Annotated in this window: 19 protein-coding genes; 12 read left to right on the top strand and 7 right to left on the bottom strand. The window is 68.5% G+C overall.

The window, feature by feature from the left end:
• Nucleotides 1-107: 107 nt before the first annotated feature.
• The 5 genes from SK803_RS20275 (at nt 108) to SK803_RS20255 (ending at nt 3,754) form a co-directional block, all read left to right on the top strand.
• A complete protein-coding gene (locus SK803_RS20275) occupies nt 108-674 on the top strand; it encodes a GNAT family N-acetyltransferase (RefSeq protein ID WP_319967589.1) in 567 nt (188 codons plus the stop codon).
• Between the two features lie 6 nt (nt 675-680).
• Complete coding sequence (locus tag SK803_RS20270) at nt 681-1,259, top strand: DUF3558 domain-containing protein (protein ID WP_319967588.1); 579 nt, start codon at nt 681-683, stop codon at nt 1,257-1,259.
• 97 nt (nt 1,260-1,356) lie between these two features.
• The gene (locus tag SK803_RS20265; RefSeq protein ID WP_319967587.1) at nt 1,357-1,722 is read left to right on the top strand and encodes a transcriptional regulator; all 366 of its coding nucleotides are present in this window, start codon (nt 1,357-1,359) and stop codon (nt 1,720-1,722) included.
• A gap of 2 nt (nt 1,723-1,724) precedes the next feature.
• Entirely contained in the window at nt 1,725-2,936 is a 1,212-nt protein-coding gene (locus SK803_RS20260; protein ID WP_319967586.1) for a PPE domain-containing protein, read from the top strand.
• Nucleotides 2,936-3,754: an ESX secretion-associated protein EspG gene (locus tag SK803_RS20255; protein ID WP_319967585.1), complete on the top strand. Its 819-nt coding sequence runs from the start codon at nt 2,936-2,938 to the stop codon at nt 3,752-3,754. The genes SK803_RS20260 and SK803_RS20255 overlap by 1 nt, the downstream gene beginning before the upstream one ends.
• A 144-nt stretch (nt 3,755-3,898) precedes the next feature.
• On the opposite strand, the gene SK803_RS20250 is transcribed toward SK803_RS20255, so the two are convergent.
• On the bottom strand, nt 3,899-4,348 hold the full coding sequence (locus SK803_RS20250; RefSeq protein WP_319967584.1) for a gamma-glutamylcyclotransferase family protein: 450 nt from the start codon (nt 4,346-4,348) through the stop codon (nt 3,899-3,901).
• 109 nt (nt 4,349-4,457) lie between these two features.
• On the opposite strand from SK803_RS20250, the gene SK803_RS20245 reads away from it, so the two are divergent.
• The 5 genes from SK803_RS20245 (at nt 4,458) to SK803_RS20225 (ending at nt 8,221) form a co-directional block, all read left to right on the top strand.
• Nucleotides 4,458-5,861, top strand: coding sequence for an NAD(P)H-quinone dehydrogenase (locus SK803_RS20245; protein ID WP_319967583.1), 1,404 nt, complete (start codon nt 4,458-4,460; stop codon nt 5,859-5,861).
• Between the two features lie 79 nt (nt 5,862-5,940).
• The gene (locus tag SK803_RS20240) at nt 5,941-6,291 is read left to right on the top strand and encodes a hypothetical protein (RefSeq protein ID WP_319967582.1); all 351 of its coding nucleotides are present in this window, start codon (nt 5,941-5,943) and stop codon (nt 6,289-6,291) included.
• Nucleotides 6,288-6,881: a class F sortase gene (locus tag SK803_RS20235; RefSeq protein WP_319967581.1), complete on the top strand. Its 594-nt coding sequence runs from the start codon at nt 6,288-6,290 to the stop codon at nt 6,879-6,881. The genes SK803_RS20240 and SK803_RS20235 overlap by 4 nt, the downstream gene beginning before the upstream one ends.
• A 31-nt stretch (nt 6,882-6,912) precedes the next feature.
• Complete coding sequence (locus SK803_RS20230) at nt 6,913-7,611, top strand: hypothetical protein (RefSeq protein ID WP_319967580.1); 699 nt, start codon at nt 6,913-6,915, stop codon at nt 7,609-7,611.
• Between the two features lie 73 nt (nt 7,612-7,684).
• Nucleotides 7,685-8,221 (top strand): sortase domain-containing protein, encoded by a 537-nt coding sequence (locus tag SK803_RS20225; protein ID WP_319967579.1) that lies wholly within the window; start codon nt 7,685-7,687, stop codon nt 8,219-8,221.
• A gap of 18 nt (nt 8,222-8,239) precedes the next feature.
• On the opposite strand, the gene glpK is transcribed toward SK803_RS20225, so the two are convergent.
• Entirely contained in the window at nt 8,240-9,748 is a 1,509-nt protein-coding gene (gene glpK, locus SK803_RS20220) for a glycerol kinase GlpK (protein ID WP_319967578.1), read from the bottom strand.
• Between the two features lie 14 nt (nt 9,749-9,762).
• Nucleotides 9,763-10,506 (bottom strand): MIP/aquaporin family protein, encoded by a 744-nt coding sequence (locus SK803_RS20215; RefSeq protein WP_319967577.1) that lies wholly within the window; start codon nt 10,504-10,506, stop codon nt 9,763-9,765.
• 284 nt (nt 10,507-10,790) lie between these two features.
• Here SK803_RS20215 and SK803_RS20210 point away from each other — a divergent pair, with 284 nt between their 5' ends.
• Both SK803_RS20210 and SK803_RS20205 read left to right on the top strand, forming a co-directional pair.
• Complete coding sequence (locus SK803_RS20210; protein ID WP_319967598.1) at nt 10,791-12,500, top strand: glycerol-3-phosphate dehydrogenase/oxidase; 1,710 nt, start codon at nt 10,791-10,793, stop codon at nt 12,498-12,500.
• Nucleotides 12,501-12,519: 19 nt separating this feature from the next.
• Nucleotides 12,520-13,938: an alkaline phosphatase D family protein gene (locus SK803_RS20205; RefSeq protein WP_319967576.1), complete on the top strand. Its 1,419-nt coding sequence runs from the start codon at nt 12,520-12,522 to the stop codon at nt 13,936-13,938.
• On the opposite strand, the gene SK803_RS20200 is transcribed toward SK803_RS20205, so the two are convergent.
• From SK803_RS20200 to meaB, 4 genes are all read right to left on the bottom strand, one after another.
• Nucleotides 13,935-15,212, bottom strand: a complete 1,278-nt coding sequence (locus SK803_RS20200; protein ID WP_319967575.1) for a M20 family metallopeptidase — start codon at nt 15,210-15,212, stop codon at nt 13,935-13,937. The two genes, SK803_RS20205 and SK803_RS20200, sit on opposite strands and share 4 nt — an antisense overlap.
• The gene (locus tag SK803_RS20195) at nt 15,209-16,381 is read right to left on the bottom strand and encodes a M20 family metallopeptidase (RefSeq protein WP_319967574.1); all 1,173 of its coding nucleotides are present in this window, start codon (nt 16,379-16,381) and stop codon (nt 15,209-15,211) included. Before SK803_RS20195 ends, SK803_RS20200 begins: the two co-directional genes overlap by 4 nt.
• A 205-nt stretch (nt 16,382-16,586) precedes the next feature.
• The gene (locus tag SK803_RS20190; protein ID WP_319967573.1) at nt 16,587-16,880 is read right to left on the bottom strand and encodes a hypothetical protein; all 294 of its coding nucleotides are present in this window, start codon (nt 16,878-16,880) and stop codon (nt 16,587-16,589) included.
• Between the two features lie 56 nt (nt 16,881-16,936).
• Complete coding sequence (gene meaB / locus SK803_RS20185; protein ID WP_319967572.1) at nt 16,937-17,977, bottom strand: methylmalonyl Co-A mutase-associated GTPase MeaB; 1,041 nt, start codon at nt 17,975-17,977, stop codon at nt 16,937-16,939.
• Nucleotides 17,978-17,981 lie beyond the last annotated feature (4 nt).

Raw genomic sequence — 17,981 nt, 5'->3', positions numbered from 1 at the left:
GGCGCGACCCGGAACGTCGGCGAGGCAGTCCACGCTCAGCAGGGCGCCTCACGGCAAACCGCGAATCCCCCGGCAGCGTTCCGCGCCACACCACTAGCCTCCTGGCCGTGGAGCCAGTCGAGATCAACACGGGCGAGTACTACCTGCGCGCCTTCCGCCACGACGACCGCATCAGCGACGTCCAGGCGATCATCGAGGCGTTCGCGGACGAGGAGACCCGTCGCTACCTGGGGCGGATGGGCATCGACGGCGCCGGGGCCGCTGAGCTCTTCCTCAACTTCCTGACCAGCGGCTGGAAGAACGACTACCGCTGGTCGTGGGCGGTGTGCGACGCGACCACGGCCGAGGTGCTGGCGGGCGTCGCGTTCCGGGACATCGACGTCCAGGCCGGGCTCGCCGAGATCATGTGCTGGACGCAGCCGAAGCACCGCGGCAAGGGCGTGCTGACCGCCGCGCTCAACTCCGTGCTGGGCTGGGCGTACGGCGCGATGGAGCTGCACCGGATCACCTACCGGCACGCCGTGTCGAACAAGGCGTCGCAGCGGGTCGCGGAGAAGTGCGGGTTCACCCTGGAGGGTCGTCTTCGCGAGGAGGCGATCGTCGATGATCAGCGAGAAGACATGTTGCTGTGGTCTCGCCTGGCTACAGACCCGGCTCCGGAGCAGCTACGGTGACCGGCCATGCGGATCACCGCGCTCCTCATCGTCGTGGTGGCGCTGGCCGGATGCACGGCCGCGCCTGAACAGAGCTCGCTGACCACCCCGCCGCCGCCACCGCCGACGACGTCGGTCTCGCGGATGGACTTCCCCCAGCGGCCGCGGGACGTGCCGCTCGACGCCGTCGACCCGTGCGCGGTGCTCAGCCCCGACCAGCTCACCTCGCTGAGCCTGGACAACCCGCCCAGCGCGTACGTGGAGCCGAGCTTCGGCGGCGCGAAGGCGTGCACGATCCGCAGCACGACGAGCGGCAACGTCGCCCGCCTCGCGCTGGTGCTGGTCTCGGGGGCCGACGTGTGGCTCTCCGAGAACGCCCAGGTGGAGTACAGCGTGAGCTCGATCGAGGGATTTGCGGCGATTACCGTCCGCACACCCGACGTGCACGACATCTGCAACGTGGAGATCGACGTGGCCGAGGGCCAGTTCCTCGACGTCATGTTCCGCGACGGCGGGAATTCCACTGCGGTACAACAAGATCATCTTTGCCTCGGCGCCCAGCGGGTGGCAGAGGCGGCGATGGCCAGTTTGCTCCAGAAGCGCTGACCCACACGGGCGGATGTCACTGATCGCACTCCCCAGCGTTACCTTCGGTGGTTAGAGTGACGAAGCGCTTGTACGCACAACCGCCGGAGGTTTCACCATGCCGCCAGGGGGACGCAGCGGGGCAGACTCCTCGCCACCCGTCAGCCATGAGCTGAACGTGGAACCAGAGGCGATTCCCGCGTTGCGCAACACGTTCTCCGCCGCGCTCACCAAGCTCGACAAGCAGATCGAGATGGCGATCACGGAGTTCCGCGTGCGGCCGTGGGCAGGCGATCCGGTCAGCCAGGAAGCCGCCGAGAAGTTCAACGACCGGTCGATCACCGACGGCGACTCGGGGCTGCAGGCGCTGCTGAACTACCAGAAGCAGCTCAAGACCGCGATGGACAACCTCAACCAGATCGAACGCCAGTACCAGGTGGTCGAGGGTGACAACACGGGCATGATGAACAAGAGCGGGTGCTGACCATGGCAGATCACCGCTGGCAGGGTTACAGCCACAAGGAACTCTACGAGCGCATCCACGCAGGTCCGGGCCCCTCCGCGTCGTTCGCGTCGATGGAGCGCTGGCAGGGCGTGTCGGCCGCGCTGACCGAGATCAACGACGACCTGCACTCGGGCATCACGTCGTCCGGCGCGAAGTGGACGGGCAAGGCCTCCGAGATCGCGCAGGCCGGCCTGAACCCGATCGCCGCCTGGGCCGACAGCGCCCGGACCGGCTCTGACGTGATGCGCTACTCGGCCGAACTGCAGGCGGGGTACGTCTCGAAGGCACGCGCGGACATGCCGGCCCCGGTCAAAGTGACCGCGGAACAGCCGGGTGCCCTGGTCACGGGCCTCACTCACCTCTTCGGCGGCCAGACCGACCACGAGAAGCAGGAGGCGGCCCAGGACGCCGCCGAGCGCCGCGCCCGTGAGGTCATGTCCACCTACGCGTCGTCCACGACTTCGAACACCTCGACGCTGGGCCAGTTCAGCCAGCCGCCGCAGCTGCAGATCAGTGGCACCTCCGTGGTGCACGGCGGCGGTGCGCAGGTCGGCACGGCCGGAGTCTGGGTCGGTGGCCCGCACGGCTCGACCGGTGGCGCCACGCGTGGCAGTCGTCCCGGTTCGGGCACTCGCACGACCGCCGTCACGCCGCCACGCACCACCACCACCACCACCACGACCACCACTCCTGGCACCTCAACGCGCACGTCCGGCGTGTCTGCACCTGCCGCCTCGTCCTCGAAGGGCACCACGACCTCGGTGTCGTCGACCGGCACGTCCGGTCCCGGCGGCACGGGCACCGCGGGTGTCGCCGTGCCGGGTCAGCGCTCCGGCCGTTCGGGTTCGGGCTCCGGTTCGGAGCCGAAGCAGATGGAGGACGGCGCGACCGCCGCCTCCGGGGCCGCGATGGGCACGGTCATGAACCAGGGCCACGCCGCCGGCATCGCCAACGCCTCCGGGTCCGCCATGGGCCCGATGGGCACTGTCGGCGCGTCCAACAACGACCAGGTGCACCGCAGGGCCGTGCCGATGCCTCAGTCGTTCGACCCGTTCGGCGGCATGGGCCCGCGCAAGGGCGAGGACGAAGAGGACATGGAGCACAAGGCGGCCGACTACCTGCGTGAACGGGACGACATCTACGGCGTCGGCAGCTACACGATGCCGGTAATCGGGGAGAGCACGACCGACTGATGACTCTGTTCGGCTTGGACGCCGGGACGAGCGACACGCGCGACCCGGTGATCATCTCCACGCTGGAGTTCGACGTCCTCTGGGAACACCTGGGCCTGGAGACGATGCCGCTCGTCCTGAAGGTCCCCTCGCCCGGCAAGACCCGCGAGGAGCGCAGGGGCATCGAGGACCAGGTGTGGCGCCAGCTGGGAGCGCGCGGCTTAGGTGGCCCGCGTTCCCTGGACCCGACCCTCGAAGACCTGCTGCACGTGCTGAACCGGCCGCAGCAGGAGATCGACGCCCGCATGTGGCTCGGCGAACGCAGCGTCCGCCTCCTGGCCGCGGGCAAGGGCCAGGCAGGCGTGCTGGCCGTGCTGGACACCGGCCAGCTGGTCCTGCGCCCGGCCGAAGCCGACGGCCTGCCCCGCGAGGCCCTCACCGCCCTCCCCGCGGCTGCGGCGGGCGAGGGTCACTCGATCACCCTGCCCTCGGCCGACCTGGACGCAGCAGCCGCCTCAGCGACCTCGCCGGAGGACCTGGAGTCGTCCCTGCTGAGCCGCGGCGTGCGCAACCACGACGCCCACACGCTGGCCGAGATGGTCCGCGACGCCTCGAACCGGGGCCAGTTCGGCGCGGCCGCCCGCGACAAGTGGGGCAAGCGGGTGCGCCCGGACCGCGTCGTGGCGTTCTACGACACGCCGAAGGGCCGCTACCTGCAGATGCGCCGGGCGGCAGAGGGACAGCCGCCCTGGTCGACCATCACGCCGGTCGACTACCGCCGCCTGCACCACCACCTGGTGGAGCTGCTGGCGGAAGCCGCGGGCACCTCGCCGGCTTGATGGCGTCTGCAAGTACCCCCAACCGATGATCGAACCGCCGGTAACCACACCCAACCTGTTCGGTGACTACCGAACAGGTTGGGTGTGGTTACCGGCCTGTTGATGTTGAGTTGGGGGTACTTGCAGACGCCCCAACAGGCGGGATCAGGGTCCGATGCCCGAGCAGGGACGGGTTCGCAGGTCGTTCACGTAGTCGTCCGGCGCCCCAGCGGCCTCGGCCGCGTCCGCGACCACCCCGATGTAGCGGGCGGAAGGCAGCCCGCCCTCGTAGGCGTCCAGCACGTAGAGCCAGGCCACCACGGACCCCTCGAGGGTCTGCACGCGCAGCCGGATCTTCTTGTAGAGACCGAGCGCGCCCTCCCAACGGTCCAGGCGCGACTCATCGCGGGGCGAGACGTCGTAAAGGACGCAGAACGTCTGCTGGTCAGGCTCCTCGACGATCGTCGCGAGAGCGCCCTCCCAGCCGAGGTCCTCGCCACCGAACGTCAGACGCCAACCGACGAGCCAGCCGGTCCCCGCGAGCGGGGAGTACGGGGCTCGCTCCATCATCTGGTTCGGATCCATGTTCGACCCGTACGCGGCATAGAGCGGCACGTCCGACAGCGTAGCGACCCAACGATCAGCTTTCGGTACTGACGACACGGGCGATTCGGCCAACGCGTACGGTTGTGCCGGCCAGCAAGCGCGCAGAAGGGAACTGATCGTGACCCGCATCGTCATCATGGGCGGCGGACCCGCAGGTTACGAGGCAGCCCTGGTCGCTGCGCAGCACGGCGCCGACGTGACCGTGGTCGAGAACGACGGAGCCGGTGGCGCGTGCGTGTTGTACGACTGCGTGCCGTCCAAGACCTTCATCGCTTCAGCGGGCGCTCGCAGTGCCTTCCGCAACGCCGGTGAGCTGGGCATTCAGACCAACAACGACCAGGCGGCGGTCGACCTGCCGGTGGTCCACGGACGGGTCAAGGGCCTCGCCCTGGCGCAGTCCGCGGACGTGCGGGCGCGGTTGCAGCGCGAGGGCGTGCGGCTGATCAACGGGCGCGCGAAGTTCGCGGACGACTCGCGAGGGCTCGCCCAGCACCAGGTCGTCGCCATCAGCGCCAGCGGTGAGGAAGAGATCCTCAGCGCGGATGTGGTGCTCATCGCAACGGGCGCCACGCCCCGCGTGCTCGGCGGCGCGGAGCCGGACGGCAAGCGGATCCTCACCTGGCGGCAGATCTACGACCTGCCGGAACTTCCCGAGCACCTCGCGGTCATCGGCTCCGGTGTGACCGGTGTCGAGTTCGCCAGCGCCTACACCGAGATGGGCGTGAAGGTGACGATGGTCTCCAGCCGGGACCGCGTGCTCCCCCACGAGGACGCCGACGCGGCCGCGGTGCTGGAGGACGTGTTCGCCGAGCGCGGCACGGCCGTCGTCAAGCACGCCCGCGCGGACCGGGTCGAGAACACCGGCGACGGTGTCCTGATCCACCTGGAAGACGGTCGCACGATCGAGGCATCGCACGCCCTGATGACCGTCGGCTCCGTGCCGAACTCGACCGACATCGGCCTCGAGAAGATCGGCATCGAGCTCGGCCGCGGCGGGTACATCCCGGTCGACCGCGTCAGCCGGACCAACGTCAGCGGCGTCTACGCGGCCGGCGACTGCACCGGTGTGCTGTTGCTCGCGTCCGTGGCCGCCATGCAGGGCCGCATCGCGATGTGGCACGCGCTGGGCGAGGGCGTCAGCCCGATCAAGCTCAAGACCGTCGCCGCGAACGTCTTCACCAACCCCGAGATCGCCAGCGTCGGCATCAGCCAGCAGGCGATCGACTCGGGTGAGGTGCCCGCGCGCACGATCATGCTGCCGCTCGCCACGAACCCCCGCGCCAAGATGGAGGGTCTGCGCCGCGGCTTCGTGAAGCTGTTCTGCCGCCCTGCCACCGGTGTCGTCATCGGCGGCGTGGTCGTCGCACCCAACGCGAGCGAGCTCATCCTGCCGATCGCGCTGGCCGTGCAGAACCAGCTCACCGTCGAGCACCTCGCCACCACGTTCTCGGTCTACCCGTCGCTTTCGGGCTCCATCACCGAGGCCGGCCGCCAGCTCATGCGGCACGACGATCTCGACTAGGTAACACCGAACTTCCCTGGCAACCGGGGCGCCCGCAAGGGCGTCTTCGGTGTGCAAGTACAAAGCCGGGGGAGAAAAAATGAAGCGCATTTTCGCGGCTGTGGTCGCACTGGGGGTTGCGTTCGCTTTTGCACAGTCGTCGAGCGCGCAGACCGGCACCGAGCTCGCCGGCGCCGACCTGTTCGTCATTCCACAAAGGACCACCGCGCCCGGCGGCATGGTCGTGGTCCTGAGGTCGGCCCTGTCGAAGTGCACCGATCCGGTGACGTCGAAGGGATTCGTCGCACCGATCGAGTTCACCCACCAGAACGCCGACGGCTCGTGGATCGGCATCGGCGAAGTGATCGGCACGCCCGGTTCCTACGCCGCGAGCACCACGTGCGAGGGCAAGAACGTCACCCGCACCTTCACCGCCGCCGCGGCACGATGAAGCGCCTCCTGGCCGGCGTACTGCTGTCGGCCCTGGCGCTGACCGGCTGCGCTTCTCCCCAGGCATCCGAACTTCCGCCCGCACCAACGACTTCGGCACCAGCGACTTCGGCAACGTCCACTCCGGACGCTCGTGGCCTGCCATCGTCGGAACCGGCCGAGATCCGCATCCCGAAGATCGACGCGGTGTCGTCGTTGGTACCACTGGGACTCAACGCCGACGAGACCGTCGAGGTACCGCCGGTCGAAAAGCCGATGCAGGCGGGCTGGTACCGGCACGCGAGGACGCCGGGTGAGGCAGGACCCGCCGTCGTCCTCGGTCACGTCGACGGCAACAAGCAGCCGGGAATCTTCTTCCGGCTCAAGGAACTCGTCACGGGAGACGAGATCGTGGTGTCCAGAAAGGACGGCACCACGGCGAAGTTCCGCGTGCACAAGAAGGAACAGATCGCCAAGGACAGCTTCCCCACGGAGGCCGTCTACGGCGACACCGACGTACCCGAGCTGCGCCTGATCACCTGCGGGGGCAGTTACGACCAGGCAGCACGCAGCTACCGGGACAACGTCATCGTCTACGCGACGCTCATCTGAGCATCGCCAGAAAACCATGGGGGAAAAAGAAATGAAGAACACCAGAACCATCTCCGGACTGGCCGCGATCGCCGCCACCCTCGCGTTCGCACCGTTCGCGAGCGCGCAGACGAACGCGGGCTTCGAGCTCGACAAGGCGGTGTACGGGATGGCCGAGACCATCAACCTCGCCTACGACGCCGCCGACAGGTGCGAGGGCAAGGCGACCTCGAACGCCTTCATCAACGGAACCTCGACCGAGTTCGAGCTCGACCCGCCGAACATCATGCGCGCCACCGCCCAGGCCGGCTGGGTTCCCGGCAGCTACACCGCCGAGATGACCTGCGGCGGGGAGAAGGTCGTGAGGCCGTTCAAGGTCGTGCAGACGGACGAGCTCACCTTCTTCCTGGACAAGAACCAGGTCGAGGCCGGCGGCGAGGTCACCGTCAGGAAGACCGCGAAGTCGGGCTGCGGCGACGCGGCGAACTCTCCTGGTTTCGTCTCGCGCATCGAGCTGAAGCAGCAGGCGGACGGCACCTGGAGCGGCACGGCCAAGGCCGTCGACACGCCGGGGACGTACCAGGTGGCGATGCTCTGCTTCGGCACCCACACGTACCGGCAGCTCACGGTCCTGCCGAAGACGCCGGAACCGACGCAGCCGCCCACCACCGTCACCGAGAAGCCCAGGCCGAAGGCGCCGATCGTGAAGCCGAAGGGCGCCCCGCAGACCGGTGGTGGCGGCACCGCGTGATCACGCTGATCACATTTCGGCGCCGTCTCGACCGGGCGAGCAACGAACCCACCGGATGTGCGTCAATGAGTCCGTGGGGACTCGTGTCTTGATCGCGGTGCTGTGCGTGGCGCTGGCCACCGCCTGTTCGCAGGCTCCTGCACCGAAGCCGTCGGCGGCGACGAGCGACAGCGCTCCGCCGCCGGTGGTGTCACCGCTCGGCAAGTCCGATCCGATGGAACTGAGGATCGAACGGATCGGCGTGCGGTCGTCCCTGGTCCAGCTCGGCCTCGACCAGCAGGGCGTGGTCCAGATGCCGCCCGCCAGCGAGGGCATGCAGGCCGGTTGGCACCAAACGCATCCGCAGCAGTGGATCGTCGTCGGGCGGATCGAGAGCAACAAGGCCAGGGGCGTGTTCTTCCGGCTGAACGACCTGCAGCAAGGCGACCTGCTCGAAGTGTCCAAGAAGGACGGTTCGGTCGCCCGCTTCACCGTGACGCGCACCGAGAGGATCATCCGCGACGACTACTTCGCCGAAGCTGTGGCGAAGGACGCGGACGAGCAGGGGCTGCGGCTGATCACGTGCGGCACTCGCGACAACGTGATCGTGCACGCAGCCCCTGCTCAGTAACTCAGCGGCTCAGCGGACTCAGTCCTCGACCCAGTCGAACGTCTTCGTGACGGCCTTCTTCCAGTTGGCGTACTCGGACGTGCGGCGAGCCTCGTCCATCTGCGGCTCCCACTGCTTGTCCTGAGCCCAGTTCTCGCGGATCTCGTCCTCGGTCTTCCAGAACCCGACCGCGAGACCCGCCGCGTAGGCCGCACCCAGCGCGGTGGTCTCGGCGACGACCGGCCTGATCACCGGCACGCCGAGGATGTCGGCCTGGAACTGCATCAGCAGCTCGTTCACGACCATGCCGCCGTCGACCTTCAACGCCGTCAGGTCGACGCCGGAGTCCGCGTTCATGGCGTCGAGCACCTCCCGCGTCTGGAAGGCCGTCGCCTCCAGCACGGCCCGCGCGAGGTGGCCCTTGTTGACGAACCGGGTCAGGCCGACGATCGCGCCACGGGCGTCGGAACGCCAGTACGGCGCGAACAGGCCGGAGAACGCGGGCACGAAGTACGCGCCGCCGTTGTCCTCCACGGACCGCGCGTGCTCCTCGATCTCGGCCGCGCTCCCGATCATGCCGAGGTTGTCGCGCAGCCACTGCACCAGCGAACCGGTGACCGCGATCGACCCCTCCAGCGCGTAGACGGGCGCGGCGTCACCGATCTTGTAGCAGACGGTGGTGAGCAGTCCGTTCTCGCTCATCACCTTCTCGGTGCCGGTGTTGAGCAGCATGAAGTTGCCGGTGCCGTAGGTGTTCTTGGCTTCGCCGGGCGACAGGCAGGCCTGGCCGAACGTCGCCGCCTGCTGGTCGCCGAGGATGCCGGCGATCGCCACTCCCGCCAGCGCACCGCGCTCGCGCACCTGGCCGTAGACCTCGGACGAGGACCGGATCTCCGGCAGCATCGACATCGGAATGCCCATGTCCGCGGCGATGCCGGAGTCCCACTGCAGCGTGTCGAGGTCCATCAGCATGGTGCGCGACGCGTTCGTCGGGTCGGTGACGTGCACGCCGCCGTCGGTGCCGCCCGTCATGTTCCACAGCACCCACGTGTCCATGTTGCCGAACAGCAGGTCGCCGGCCTCGGCCTTCTCCCGCGCGCCTTCGACGTTGTCGAGGATCCAGCGGACCTTGGGCCCGGAGAAGTAGGTCGCGAGCGGCAGCCCGACCTTGGGCCGGTAGCGCTCCTGCCCGCCGCCGAGCGCACCCAGCTCCTGCACGATCTTGTCGGTGCGGGTGTCCTGCCACACGATGGCGTTGTACACGGGCTCGCCGGTGTTCTTGTCCCACACCACCGCGGTCTCGCGCTGGTTGGTGATGCCGACGGCGGCGATGTCCGAAGTGGACAGATCCGCCTTCGCGAGCGCGCCGGCGGCGACCTGGCGGGTGTTCTGCCAGACCTCCATCGGGTTGTGCTCGACCCAACCAGCCTTGGGGAAGATCTGCTCGTGTTCCTTCTGGTCGACCGAGACCACCCGGCCGGAGTGGTCGAAGATCATGCAACGGGTCGACGTGGTGCCCTGGTCGATCGCGGCCACGTACTGGGTCATTGCGGAAAGTCCTTTCAGACCGGGAGAACCAGGAAGAGCAACGCGGCGAGTGCGGCACCCACCAGCGGACCGACCACGGGCACCCAGGAGTAGCCCCAGTTGGCGTTGCCCTTGTTGTGGATCGGCATCATGAACGCGTAGGCGATGCGCGGACCGAGGTCACGCGCGGGGTTGATGGCGTAGCCGGTCGGGCCACCGAGCGACGTACCGATCACCAGGACGACGAACGCGACGCCCGCGTACCCCAGTGCGGAGTTGCCGAACTGCGGCACGCCGCCGTCACCCATCTTCGCGGCCGGCGACAACAGGATCCACGCGACCAGCACGAACGTGCCGATGATCTCGGACACGAGGTTCCACACCCGGTCCGGAACCGTCGGCCCGGTGGAGAAGATCCCGAGCGTGTTCTGCGGCTCGTCGTGCGTGTCGAACTGCTTCTTGTACGTCGCCCAGCAAAGCATCGCGCCGATGATCGCGCCGACCATCTGACCGAGGACGTAGAACGGAACGTCGCCCCACGGTGTCTTGTCCGCGATCGCGAGTCCCAGCGTCACGGCGGGGTTGAGGTGGGCGCCGCTGGGGTTGGCGATGCTCGCGCCGGTGAAGACGGCGAACGCCCAGCCGACGTTGACGAACAGGAACCCGGTGCTGTTGCCGAGAGTGTCTTTGAGCACTTGGTTCGCGACGACACCGGTGCCCAGGAGAATGAGGATCGCCGTCCCCAGCATCTCCCAGACGAAGATCGAGCCTGCACTCATCGTCGACCTCCTTCGTTTGCGGCCGAGGAGGACGCGCAAACCCGAGGTCAGGGCCGCGCCGCCCTCCTAGAACGTGCTCGGACGCTATTACCGCGCTGATCAGTTGTCTACGCCAAGCAGCTGGGGTCGGGCCGTTTTCAGGCCATAAGGTTCTGGACCGCTCGCCCATGGGCGAGCGGACGCCGCTGAAGGTAACGTGATCCGCGAGTCGTCACAGGGAGGCGTCTGCCGTGGCCACGCGCAAAAACGCAGGTGCAGCACCGCAAGTCCACACCGCCCCACCGATCACCGGCAGGCTCGGCCCAGCCGAGCGTGAGGAGTCGTGGCGGCGGCTGGAGGCCGAGACGTTCGACGTCGTCGTGATCGGCGGTGGTGTGGTCGGCGTCGGTGCGGCACTCGACGCGGCGACACGCGGGTTGCGGGTGGCGCTCGTCGAGGCCCGCGACCTGGCGTCCGGCACGTCCAGCCGGTCCTCCAAGCTCTTCCACGGCGGCCTGCGCTACCTGGAGCAGCTGGAGTTCGGTCTGGTGCGCGAGGCACTGCGCGAGCGCGAGCTGATGCTGACGCGGATCGCGCCCCACCTGGTGAAGCCGGTCGCGTTCCTCTACCCGTTGAGCAACCGGCTGTGGGAGCGCCCGTATTCGGCGGCCGGGCTGTTCCTCTACGACACGATGGGCGGCGCCCGGTCCGTGCCGGGTCAGAAACATCTCACCCGTGCGGGTGCACTCCGGCTGGTCCCCGCGCTGAAGCGCGACGCGCTGATCGGCGGAATCCGTTACTACGACGCACAAGCCGACGACGCACGGCACACGATGATGGTCGGCCGCACCGCCGCGCACTACGGCGCCGTCGTGCGCACGTCGACCCAGGTCGTCGGGTTCCTGCGCGAGGCGGACCGCGTGTCCGGTGTGCGCGTACGGGATGTCGAGGACGGTCGCGAGACCGACGTGCGGGCGCACGCGGTGATCAACGCGACGGGCGTGTGGACGGACGAGCTGCAGCGGTTGTCCGGTTCGCGTGGGCGGTTCCGGGTGCGGGCGTCGAAGGGCGTCCACATCGTGGTGCCGCGCGACCGGATCGTGGCCGAGGCGGGCATGATCCTGCGCACCGAGAAGTCCGTGCTGTTCGTGATCCCGTGGCGCAACCACTGGATCGTCGGCACCACGGACACCGACTGGAACCTCGACCTGGCGCACCCCGCGGCGACCAAGCACGACATCGACTACATCCTCGAGCACGTGAACTCGGTACTCGCGACTCCGTTGACGCACGACGACATCGAGGGCGTCTACGCGGGCCTGCGTCCGTTGCTGGCGGGCGAATCCGATTCGACGTCGAAGCTTTCGCGCGAGCACGCGGTCGCACGGGTCGCTCCGGGCCTGGTCGCGATCGCGGGCGGCAAGTACACGACGTACCGGGTGATGGGCGCGGACGCGATCGACGCGGCGCACGTGGACCTGCCGGGCCGGATCCAGCCGTCCATCACGGACAAGGTGCCGCTGGTCGGCGCCGACGGCTACCACGCGTTGATCAACCAGGCCGACCAGCTGGCCGCCAAGCACGGCCTGCACCCGTACCGCGTCCGGCACCTGCTCGACCGCTACGGCTCGCTGGTGCACGAACTGCTGGCGCTCGCCTCGGACAACCCGGAGCTGCTCAAGCCGATCCCGGCCTCCCCCGACTACCTGCAGGTGGAGGCGGTGTACGCGGCCTCGCACGAGGGCGCGATGCACCTGGAGGACGTGCTGACCCGGCGCCTGCGCATCTCCATCGAGTACGCCCACCGCGGCGTCGACTCGGCGGAGGCGGTGGCACGGCTCGTCGCGCCGGTGCTCGGCTGGGACGAGGACGCGATCAAGCGCGAGATCGAGGTCTACAACGCACGCGTCGAGGCCGAGCGCGCGTCCCAGACCAAACCGGACGACCAGGCGGCGGACGCTGTTCGTGCCGCCGCACCGGAAGCACGGTCGCAGTTGATCGAACCCGTGAGCTGACAACAGGCATGCTGGAGGCATGACTGGGGTTGATCGCAGAACTTTTCTGGTCGGTGCAGCCGTGGCCGGTGCCGCTTCGACCGGTACCGCCCGCGCCGCCACCGCGTTGTTCGAGCACGGCGTCGCGTCCGGCGACCCGCTGGCGGACGGCGTCCTGCTGTGGACGCGCGTCGTCACGTCCGAGCCGATCCGCTGGGAGATCGCTCGCGACGAGGACTTCCGTCGCGTCGTGAAGCGCGGTACCACCCGCACCGGGCCCGCGCGCGACCACACGGTGAAGGTCGAGGTCCACGGCCTGCACTCGAACACCCGCTACTGGTACCGGTTCCGCGTCGGCGACGTCGTGTCGCCGGTCGGGCGCACCAAGACAGCGGGCTGCGACTCCGAGCTGAACTTCGGCGTCGTGTCGTGCGCGAACTGGTCGATGGGCCACTTCGCGGGCTACGGCTTCCTCGCACAGCAGGACATCGACGCCGTGATCCACCTCGGCGACTACGTCTACGAGGGCGTTTACGCGGTCACGCCGCAGCTCCGCCCGACGGATCCGCCGCACGAGTGCGTGACGCTCAACGACTACCGCCGCAGGCACGCGCAGTACAAGACCGACCGGCACGTACAGGCGATCCACCAGGCCCACCCGATGATCGCGACCTGGGACGATCACGAGAGCGCCGACAACTCGTCCAGCACCGGCTCGCCGCTGCACGATCCGGCGACCGAGGGCCCGTGGGGTGTGCGGATGGCCGCCGCCACACAGGCCTACTTCGAGTGGATGCCGATCCGCGAGGGCAAGCTGGACCGGAGTTTCCACTTCGGCGAGCTGGCGTCGTTGACCATGCTCGACCTGCGGTCGTACCGCACGGACACGACGATCCTGGGTGCGGCACAACGCAACTGGCTGATCAACAGGCTCACCACCGACAACGCCCGCTGGCAGCTCGTCGGCAACTCGGTGATGATCAGCCCGTTCAGGATCCCGCCGGCGCCGGGCTTCCCGTCGTCGAACCCCGACCAGTGGGACGGCTTCCCCGCCGACCGGGAACTGGTGCTGCGCGCGCTCGGCGACCGCAGGAACACGGTGTTCCTCACCGGTGACATCCACAGCTCGTGGGCGTGCGAGGTGCCGTTCGAGGGCCGTTCGGTCGCCACGGAGTACATCACGACGTCACTGACGTCCGACAACTTCGACGAGCTGCTGAAGGTGCCGCCGCGCACCGGATCAGTGCTGCTGGAGGCGCAGATCCAACTGCTCAACCCACATGCGAAGTTCGTGGAACTGGACTCGCACGGGGTGAGCACCGTGAAGATCACCGAGGACGAGGTCCGCTACGACTGGTACTACACGGCGGACCGCAAGGACCCGAACAGCGCTGTGGCGCGTGCGCATTCGTTCCGCACGCGCCACAACACGGCGCAAACTGAGAGGGTTCTCTCCTAGGCGAGGGCGGCCAGCGCGGTGTGCACCATCACGCGCACACCAACGAGGAGCGCGCGCTCGTCCAGGTCGAACGACGGCTGGTGCAGGTCGCGCTGCTTCTCCTGGCCGTTCCACACGCCGAGGCGCGCGAACGAGCCGGGCACGTGCTCCAGGTACCAGCCGAAGTCCTCGCCACCGGACGACTGCTCGGTGCCGGCCAGCGCGTCGTCGCCCAGGGCGGCCTCGATGCCGGCGCGCAGGATCTGGGTGGACTCGCGCTCGTTCACCACCGGCGGCACGCCGCGGCGGTGGTGCAGGTCGAAGCCGACGCCGGTCGGCGCCAGCAGACCCGTGACCAGGTCCTTGACCAACGGCTCCAGCTCGGCCCAGATGTCGCGGTCGCCGGTGCGCAGCGTGCCGCGCACCATGCCGTCCTGCGGCACCGCGTTCGGCGCCTCACCGGCGTGCACCGCGCCCCACACCAGGACGGTGCCGGAGCGGGGGTCGACGCGGCGCGACAGCATCGTCGGCAGGCCGGTGATGACGGTGCCGAGCGCGTGGACCAGGTCCGCGGTCAGGTGGGGGCGCGAGGTGTGGCCGCCCGGCGAGGACAGCCGCAGCTCCAGCAGGTCGGAGGCCGACGTGATGGCACCGATGCGGGTGCCGATCCGGCCGACCTGCAGGCGCGGGTCGCAGTGCAGGCCGAAGATCCGCTCCACGCCGTCGAGACCACCCGCTGCCAGCACGTCCAGCGCTCCACCCGGCATGACCTCCTCAGCCGGCTGGAACACCAGCCGGACGCGGCCGGGCAGTTCGGTGGCCGAGGCGAGCGCCAATGCCGTGCCGAGCAGGACCGTGGTGTGGGCGTCGTGACCGCACGCGTGCGACACACCGTCCACAGTGGAGGCGAACGACAGACCGGTGTTCTCCGGCAACGGGAGTGCGTCCATGTCCGCGCGGAGTGCCACGCAGCGGGGGCCGTTGCCGATGTCGCAGATCAGGCCCGTGCCGCCGGGAAGGATGCGCGGCTTGAGGCCGACCTCGCGCAGCAGCTTGGCCACGAGCTCGGTGGTGTTGTACTCACGGCGGGACAACTCGGGGTTGGCGTGGATGTGACGCCGCCACGCGATGACGTCCGCGGCGTTCGCCTTCAGCCAGTCGTCGAGCCACGCGGGGCCGCGGCCCTCTCCGAGATCATCCACAGGAGACATGCTCACCCCGGTGGGGTCGACAAGCATCTCGGTGGACGTCTTCACAGTTGAGGTTCCCGAGGGACGGGAGTCCAGAACCGTCATGCCGCACCTCCGCGGGCCAGCAGCCGTGCGCGCTGCTGGGAATCGGTGGCTGTCGCGATCGTCGTCCAGGCCATGGCAAGTGCTCCTTCGAGCACCCCACGGTCCGCCGACGCCGAGGCACAGGCGGTCGCGAACTCTTGTTGGTGATTCACCGCGTCTCCGCAGTCGATGGCAATGGTCGGGTGGATTGCGGGCAACACTCTGGTGACGTTGCCCATGTCGGTGCTCCCGATCTTCTCTCGCTGTTCCTGCTCGGGCGAGAGCGGTCGTCGTCCCAGCTCAGTGGCCGCACGCCGGTAGGCGTCCGCGAGCCACGGGTCGGGAGTCAACTCGGCGTAGATCGGTGAGACCTGCTCGACCTCATGGGTGCAGCCGGTCGCGAGCGCGCCGGCGGAGAAGCAGTCCCGGATCCGGTTCTCCAGGCGCTGCAACGATTCCAGATTTTCCGCCCTCACATCGAACATCGCTGATGCGCGGGCGGGTATTACGTTCGGCACGGTGCCGCCGTTGGTGACGATGCCGCTCACCATCTGGCCGGGCTCGAAGTGCTGCCGCAGCAGACTGATCGAGATCTGCGCGACGGTCACCGCGTCCGCGGCGTTGACGCCCAGGTGAGGAGCGGCGGCCGCGTGTGACGGCTTGCCCTGGTAGTGCACCTGGAGATCGGTGATGGCCAGCGATTTCGCCGCGCACGACTCGTACGGTGCCGGGTGCACCATCATCGAGAACGCGACGTCGTCGAACACGCCCCGTTCCAGCATGAGCACCTTGCCGCCGCCGACTTCTTCGGCCGGAGTGCCGATCACCTTGATGGTGATGCCCAGTCGGTCGGCGATGTCACGCAGCGCGAGCCCCGTGCCGACGGAAGCGGCGGCGATGACGTTGTGCCCGCACGCGTGCCCGACCTCGGGCAAAGCGTCATATTCGGCACAAAGTCCCAGCACCAGTTCGCCGTCGCCGAACGTCGCGACGAACGCGGTGTCGAGGCCGGCCACGCCGCGATCGAGCTTGAAACCCTCGCGGGCCAGCAGGGAGGTGATCTTCTCGACGCTGCGGTGCTCCTCGAAGGCCAGCTCAGGCTCGGCGTGGATCGAGTGCGACAGGTCCAGCAGCGCGTCGGAGTACCGCTCGACGGTCGAGCGTGTGCTGATCTTCAAATCGGTACCCATTTGCCACCATCCTGCATCACCACCTTGGCGACGCAGCGCGCTGATGATGATCAACCGGCTGGCCGGTCGCAGCGCTGCGCCGAGCGGCGAGCGAGTTTCGGTCTGACCGATCAACGATGACGCAAATGGTCGGGAAGCACGCTTAATTTTGACTATTCCGTCCCACCACGTGGGAGGGATCGTCTCAGCTCGAACGACCGGCGGACTAGCCCTTCTTGGCCGCCCGCGCCTTGCGCCACGCCGCCCACCGACGCTTGTTCCGGTAATAGACCAGCGCGAACAGTCCCACGGCGATAGCGCCGATCCACAGCTTGCGCTTGGTTTCCTGCCTGATCTCAGGCGACGGTTCCTGCGGCGCGTTCACGCTCGGACCCGGATTCGCTGTCGTCTGCTGCGCAGCCGCCACGGGCGCGTTCGGCGCCTCTTGCGCGGACGCCACACCGGCGATCCCGACAACGCTCATCAGCGCGAACACGCAGGCCAGCAGCAACCTCGACATGGCCTGGACTCTACCTCGAATACCACGATCGAAGGTCACCCAAACTAGTTAAGCGCCTACCTAGAGTCCGATTGGAACGCCTTGAGAATCTGCTCCGCCGCAAGGGTGGCGGTGAGCTCTCCCGACCGGACCTTCTCCTCCAGGGAGGGGGCCAGAGAGCGCACCGCGGTGCTCTCCCGCACCTGCCGCCACAGTTCGTCGTGGACCATCATCCAGGTCCATTCGACTTGCTGACGGCGACGGCGTTCGTCCAGTTCACCAGCGTCCTTCAAGGTGGCCTGGTGTTCCAGCACTCGGGACCACAACTCGTCGAGCCCAGCACCGGTGAGGCCCGAACAGGTCAGCACCGGCGGGTGCCACAACGCGTCCGGCGGGCGCAGCAGCTTGAGCGCACCGGCCAGTTCGCGCGCGGCCTTGCGGGCGTCCAGTTCGTGCTCGCCGTCGGCCTTGTTGACCGCGACGACGTCCGCGAGCTCCAGGATGCCCTTCTTGATGCCCTGCAGCTGGTCGCCGGTGCGCGCCAGGGTCAGGAACAGCGAGCAGTCCGTCATGTTCGCGACGGCCACCTCCGACTGTCCGACACCGACGGTCTCGACCAGCACCACGTCGAATCCAGCGGCCTCGACCAGCACGATCGTCTCGCGGGTGGCCTGCGCGACCCCGCCGAGCGTGCCGGACGTCGGCGAGGGCCGGATGAACGCCTTCTGGTTCACCGACAGCCGCTGCATGCGCGTCTTGTCTCCCAGAATGCTGCCGCCGGTGCGGGTCGACGACGGGTCGACGGCGAGCACCGCGACCCGGTGCCCCCGCTCGGTCAGCGTGGTGCCGAGCGCGTCGATGAACGTCGACTTGCCCACGCCGGGAACACCGGTGATGCCGACCCTGATCGCGTTGCCCGACTTCGGCAACAGCTCGATCAGCAGCTCCTGGGCCTTGGCCCGGTGGTCGGCGCGCGTCGACTCGACCAGCGTGATGGCCCTGGCCAGCACGCCGCGATTGCCGTCGAGGACGCCCTTCGCATACTCGGCGACATCGATCACCCGCGTGCGGTGACCGCCCACCTTCGGCGCGTTGTTTCGATGGTCAGACGGGTTCATCGCG

This window comes from Lentzea miocenica, from assembly GCF_033949945.1.
Classification (GTDB): domain Bacteria; phylum Actinomycetota; class Actinomycetes; order Mycobacteriales; family Pseudonocardiaceae; genus Lentzea; species Lentzea miocenica.
The sequence above is the reverse complement of the archived record's forward strand: the minus strand, read 5'-3'. Positions and strand labels throughout refer to the sequence as shown.